This window comes from Bradyrhizobium sp. Mp19, from assembly GCF_029952935.1.
Classification (GTDB): domain Bacteria; phylum Pseudomonadota; class Alphaproteobacteria; order Rhizobiales; family Xanthobacteraceae; genus Bradyrhizobium; species Bradyrhizobium elkanii.
This window is the reverse complement of sequence record NZ_JASAUT010000133.1, coordinates 1-5,620: the sequence shown is the minus strand read 5'-3', so window position 1 is coordinate 5,620 and position 5,620 is coordinate 1. Positions and strand designations below refer to the sequence as shown.

3 protein-coding genes and 1 pseudogene are annotated in these 5,620 nt (G+C 57.0%); all 4 read right to left on the bottom strand.

The annotated features are described in order from the left end of the window. Positions 1-255: 255 nt before the first annotated feature. Positions 256-1,341: a cache domain-containing protein gene (locus tag QJT82_RS44950; protein WP_026191844.1), complete on the bottom strand. Its 1,086-nt coding sequence runs from the start codon at positions 1,339-1,341 to the stop codon at positions 256-258. 10 nt (positions 1,342-1,351) lie between these two features. Continuing rightward, complete coding sequence (locus QJT82_RS44945) at positions 1,352-3,322, bottom strand: glycosyltransferase (protein WP_028344310.1); 1,971 nt, start codon at positions 3,320-3,322, stop codon at positions 1,352-1,354. Beyond that, a complete protein-coding gene (locus QJT82_RS44940; RefSeq protein WP_051448141.1) occupies positions 3,322-4,527 on the bottom strand; it encodes an HlyD family efflux transporter periplasmic adaptor subunit in 1,206 nt (401 codons plus the stop codon). The genes QJT82_RS44945 and QJT82_RS44940 overlap by 1 nt, the downstream gene beginning before the upstream one ends. Before the next feature lie 850 nt (positions 4,528-5,377). Then, positions 5,378-5,620: pseudogene (locus QJT82_RS44935) on the bottom strand (hypothetical protein); the annotation flags it as partial.

Sequence of the window (5,620 nt, the reverse complement as noted above, 5' to 3'; positions counted from 1 at the left end):
CCGGAACCGGCAGACCCGTTCTTCCCGCCGAATTGCCAGCGGATCTGATGCGGAATATCCCTCAGCATTTGTTCTGCGGCCCTGGAGACTTCTCTTGCATCTTCGCTCCCGGTGGCTGCGACGAACCAGATATCCTCCCTCGTCAACCTCAATTTGCCTCAGATGTTTCGGCGCTGACCAGACACGACACTTCCGCGCAACTTCATGCCCGATGTGATCATCGTTCAGCTAGTCATCTCCAGTCGGTGCTTGGATTCAATTGCGACCAGAGTGGCCCATCAGCTTCGACTGGATACGAGCTAGCGCGTCACTGAGCCTCGCCGCTTCGTTAAAGCGTGTCTCCGAATATGGCGGGCGGGCGGATGGATCGTGCAAGAGGGCCTCCGCTGTATTCGAGAGCCGGCGGAGCGGCGTCCTCAGCCACTGCGCCGCACAAAAGAGTAGTGCTAGTGTGGCAATGGCACAAACACCGAAACTACTCCAAAATGATCGGATTAAATTACGGGTGGTCGCAAGCGCCTCGTCGGTACTCTGCCGAACCAGAAGAGACCAACCGAAGCTTGGAAGGTTTGCGAAGCCGACCGTCGGAACGATTACTGCGAAGTAGTCCCTGCCGTCAGGCCAGCGCTCGCGTAGAGACGCGGTCGTCACGCGACTAGCCGCAAGCGCGGAGCCGATGTTGAGCGGCTTGTTGATGAGATCGGGCGGGCCAAACAGGACGGTTCGATCACCCGAAAGCAGCAGCACGTCAATGCCGGGCACTTGTAACGAGTCCATGCCTTCTGCGACCCATTTCCAGTCAAGGTGCGCGCCGATGACCCCGGCAACGGAGCCGGCGTGGCGCAACGGTGCTGCCAGGTCGATAAAGCGATAGGGCTCACGAGATGCAGGCAACTGGGTGGCCAGCAGTTGAGCGGCATGCACATCGATAGCCGCCGGCGAGACAAGGCCCCGCTTAAACCAGGGTCGCTGTGCAACGCTTACTCCTTCGAGCATGCCGTCTTTAGCCGCGAGAATGGTCCCTTCGAGATCCGCGACGCCGAGCCAAGTGTAGCGTCGATCAAGGCGGCTCAAGAAGTCGATGTGTTCTCGCGCACTCTTAAGATCTGCCGGGTCAATGAGCTCAGCGGACCGAGCTACATCCATCCAAACTCCATAGAGCCGGCGGGCCAACAGCGCGGAACTCATTTCGCCGCGAATCCTTAGCGCGTCGAATTGCAGCTGCTCTCCCCGTTGCTGTAGCAAGGCCGTGTAGATCGTTGCGGTCACCACGGCAGGCACCAATATGAGCAAGGCGCCTCCACAGAACACCAAGGAGAGTAAGCTCGGTCTTTTCGGCATCTCACGCTCCTCAACTCGTTAGAGCTCGCGCCAACTCGCGGATCATTTGCAAGATGTTCCCTCGATCGGCCCCTGGCATGGCCGATTCGGTATGAAGCTTCTTGATAATTTTCGCCCTTTGCTCAGGAGTTGGAGAGAACTTGATTCGATAGCCATCACGAGTAGTCGCAGCAACATGCGCGTCCACTCCGCCAATCCCGGGCAGGTCGAGCTTCCCTTCTGCTCCGGCGGAAAGCCCGGATGGACCGCTGATTCGAGCGCCCCCTCGGCCCAGATTGAGAAGCCATCCGCGGTGTTTCTCACCTTGGATCACCAACGTGATGGGTTCTGGGATCTGCCGCTGAGGTCGATCGTATCGCGGTCGTTCGATGCACACCACGACTGCCACGAACAGCACCAGTATGTTGTAAAGTGTCCAGAACATCACGATAGCCGTGCCGTCGCCCGCTGTTGGGGCCGTATTGAAGACGAAATCGGAGTTCAACGGCACGATCAGGCCGCCGATCGTCAGTGCGAGCAGGAGTAGAAACGGTCGCATCAACGCCCATTGGACAACGACCTTGGCACGGTCGCCGCCTTTGGCCGTCACCGAGAATTTATGCGATCCGCTGGTCAGAAGCCCGAGAGCAGCTGCCCGGCTGATGGGCCAGGCCGCGATCAGTTGAGCCGTATCGTTGAGAAGCGGGACAAACAACCCTTTTGAAAGCCAGTTCAGGGACACCAGAACCATTAGGTAATAGGGTACATAATAACTGATAATTTCCACCAGCGACGCGTTCACGATGGTGATACCGAACCACCAGTACAACAGGGGGCAAATCAAGCTGGCAAGCCTGAAGGGAAAGGTGCTGAGCCAGTAGAGCAATGAATCGAGGATACCGATTCGATGCATCAGCCCAAGGCCTCGCATGCCAAAGGGGCTGTATGAGCCGCGGACAATCTGCATCAGGCCAAGGCACCACCGTCCACGCTGAGTAATATACTCTTTCAATCCTTCGGGAGCCAAACCTTCAGTCAATGGCTCGTTAAGGTACGCAGTTTGCCAGCCGTTCTCCGCAAGCTTAAGGGTGAGCAGGAAATCCTCGGTTACGCTTTGTGTTGGAATCCAGCCAATCTGCTCGACGGCCCGGACCCGCATTACGGATGATGTCCCACAGCAGATGGCAATCCCCCAAGCGTCCCGCGCTGGCTCGACGTTGTCAAAGAAATGACGTTGTTCATCCGGATATGCGGTGCTTATTCCCAGGTTATGTTGGATCGGATCAGGATTGAAGAAGTGCTGCGGGGTTTGCACGAGCGCGACGTCTGGCTCGTGAAACAACGCTAGTGTCCGCTCGATGAAGTCCGCATGGGGAACGAAATCTGCGTCAAGTACAGCGACAAAGACCGGGGGGGCTGGATCGCGGGCGCGCACGCGAAGTGCGTGGTTGATGTTCCCCGCTTTAGCGTGCTCCTTATCCGAGCGTGCGAGATATCCGATTTCGTACAGCTCGCAAAGTTGCCTCACCCAATTCCTGGCGCCGTCGTCGAGAATAAAAATCCGAAGCCGTGGATAGCGGATTTCGGTCGCGCCAATGATCGTGCGCTCGAGCACTTCCGACGGCTCGTTGTAAGTCGTGATGAAAACATCGACGCGCGGCGCTTCTCCAGGCAGCCACCATTCGGAGTACTGGTTTGCTTCTGCCGACCGCTCTTTCACCCGCGACAGTATGAAAAACGCGATGGTAGAGGAAAGCATCGTCAGAGCTTCGAGTATGGCGAATCCCCAACTGAACAGCGCGTCCGCAGTCCAGTCGAGCGGTGCCAGTGTTTCGGTGAAGCGCCAAGCCATATAACGCCAAGACAGTACGGTAGCCGTCCCCAGGAGAAGAGCGCGCCAATACCACTTCATCGGATTAAGCAACGGAAAGACGGTAAGGCGAAGCCCAACTATGAAGGCGGCGCCTGCGAAGGCAGCAACGAGTGGCGACAGCAGAAGCATCAGAGTCCGTACCGCGTGATAAAGCGACGGAATTGTGCGATTGGGCCGGCTGTGAAGATAACGCGTCCGGTACGTCCAATCGCGCAGCTGAGATCTGCCTCTCCTGCAAGGTCTGGAACAGTCACGGTGACATCAAAGCGCTGGAGATGTTGTGCACTTGGACCCACAGCAAGATTGGTGTAAAGCGAGGCCGCACCGGATCCGCCAAGGCGAGTTATGGTTCCATTGAAAACACGGTCATCGCGAAACAACCGAAATTGCACGGCCGTTCCCACCGAGAGACCGTCGTAGAGAGATTCGCTGACGCCCGCAGTGACGATCAGTGTACTGCAGTCGACGATCTTGATGAGATCCTGGCCGCGCCGCGCGTATTGGCCATCGTCTATTAGTATGTCCCAGACTAGGCCAACGACGCTGGCATTAAGAGTAGCGAAGCTCAAGCTATTGACACGAAGACGCTCGGCATCGATTTGCCCGTCGAGCAGCACAATACGTGCCTTCACCTGCTCCTTGTCGACATTCAGCTCGGCCAGCCGCTGCTCGAGCTCGCGGATACGTTGGGCCGAGGAGGGAGCGTCGTTATAGGACTCCCCGATGAAGACGCCGTCGCGAGCGGACGTAAGTTCCGTCTCTAAATAATTCACTCGCTGCTGCGCACTCTCCAGTTCTTGCTGCGCGACGTCGTAAGTTGCGCGAGCGCGATCCAAATTCGCCACCGTCTGTACACCACGCGTGCTTAGCTCATTTGCCCGCTTGAATTCTGCGTCCGCTTGACGAAGGCGCGCGGCCGCAGCGTCTTGAGCTGCTTTCGTTTCGGCAATTCGAGCCTCAATCTGCCGAACCCTGCCGCGCTGGTAATCAGTTGATTGAACATCGAAGCGAGACCGGGATGCGGACAAGGCCTCTCGCTGGCCAACGAGACGGTTTAGCTCGATCTGCTGGTTCGTGCGATCGCGATCAAGCTCAAGAAGCCTCGCGGTATCGAAGCGTTGGTCGTTCAATTCTGCTATAAGCTCGCCGGGACTAATGCGCGCGCCGATGCTCTTTACGGCAAGCGTCACTTTTCCTTCGATCGGGGCCCGAACGATGTAGAGTCGAGCATTGAGTGTAGCATCCGCCGATGTTCCGGCGAAGTGCTCGCCGATAATAACGTACAATCCAACTGCCAACAGGGCCAAGCCGACGATTGCACGTACGAGCCTCATAAGAACATTCCAACTTCATTTATGATGGGAAGGTCGCGAAGCGTATTCCCCATCCGGGATAAGCAGATACTGAGCCTACGGTCGAATTGTTCTCCCCTAAGCGACCCTCCGCCCTGCTTTGGATTGCCAAGTCTGATGCCGCTCGGATGCGAGTGTTAGCGGCTCAGGCGTTCATTGATCAGACTAACAGGCTGGTAAAGAATAGCTTTGTGATCTCAGCGATAGGAGGATCCGTATCGTCAGAAGTGACAATGGTCATAAATTCGTGCCTGCAATTCCAGCAGCGCCAGAGATCTTGGACCTCCCGCGCACCAATGCGTTCATGCCACTCGCGGTGGACCAACGCAGAGCCACATTGAGGACAGTTTTTGTGACGTGCTATTGAGACCGACTCCATGTGGCAGCCCGTGTCGTTGTGCCAAACGGCATTGCCGAAGAAGCATTATTGTGGCCGCCGCTTCGTGGGCGGCTGCGGTGGACGGACTTCTCTGTTCAAACCCTGTGCCAACTGCGACAGCTTGATCAGTAAAGGATATTTTTCAACGAAGTGTACCAGACCGACTGCATGTCAGAAATCGGACAATCTATGTTACGTTCTAACGCAAGGTCGCAAATCAGGCTAAGTCTCGTTTTGGAAGCCTTGGGTGAATCGTTCGGCGTTGAGTAATGCGGGCTGGGAGGTGTCGCTGATCATAAACGGCCTGATCAGAACGTCTCCACCAGACCGGACAACCGGATGCTCGTGGAAGTGCGCTTTGGATCGTGTGCGCTCGGCACTCCCTGGCGCAATCAGGAGTCGTTAGGAGACCAGAACGGTCGTAACCGGTATGAGCTCCCACGTCCGCGGTGATCAGCGAGCGCGGGCGTAGCGGATCGGCATCCAGTATTGCCGCAATGCCTCGACCGCCGCCGGAATATCGGCGTGGGCGTTACGCAGAAAGTTCTTGGTCTCGCGGCCGCTTCGTGGTGGTCCAAGCAGCGGACGGCCCTGATCGTCGCGACAATGTAGCAGGATGGCGTATTGCCTCACATATCGATGCTCCCGGGCGCGATCAGTTGCCTCATTTATTTTGCTCCTGGCCTGAGTTGAGGA

Bases quoted from the DNA above. Each gene is read 5' to 3' on its own strand.
- QJT82_RS44950 (WP_026191844.1), bottom strand. From the start codon at position 1,341: ATGCCGAAAAGACCGAGCTTACTCTCCTTGGTGTTCTGTGGAGGCGCC.
- QJT82_RS44945 (WP_028344310.1), bottom strand. From the start codon at position 3,322: ATGCTTCTGCTGTCGCCACTCGTTGCTGCCTTCGCAGGCGCCGCCTTC.
- QJT82_RS44940 (WP_051448141.1), bottom strand. From the start codon at position 4,527: ATGAGGCTCGTACGTGCAATCGTCGGCTTGGCCCTGTTGGCAGTTGGA.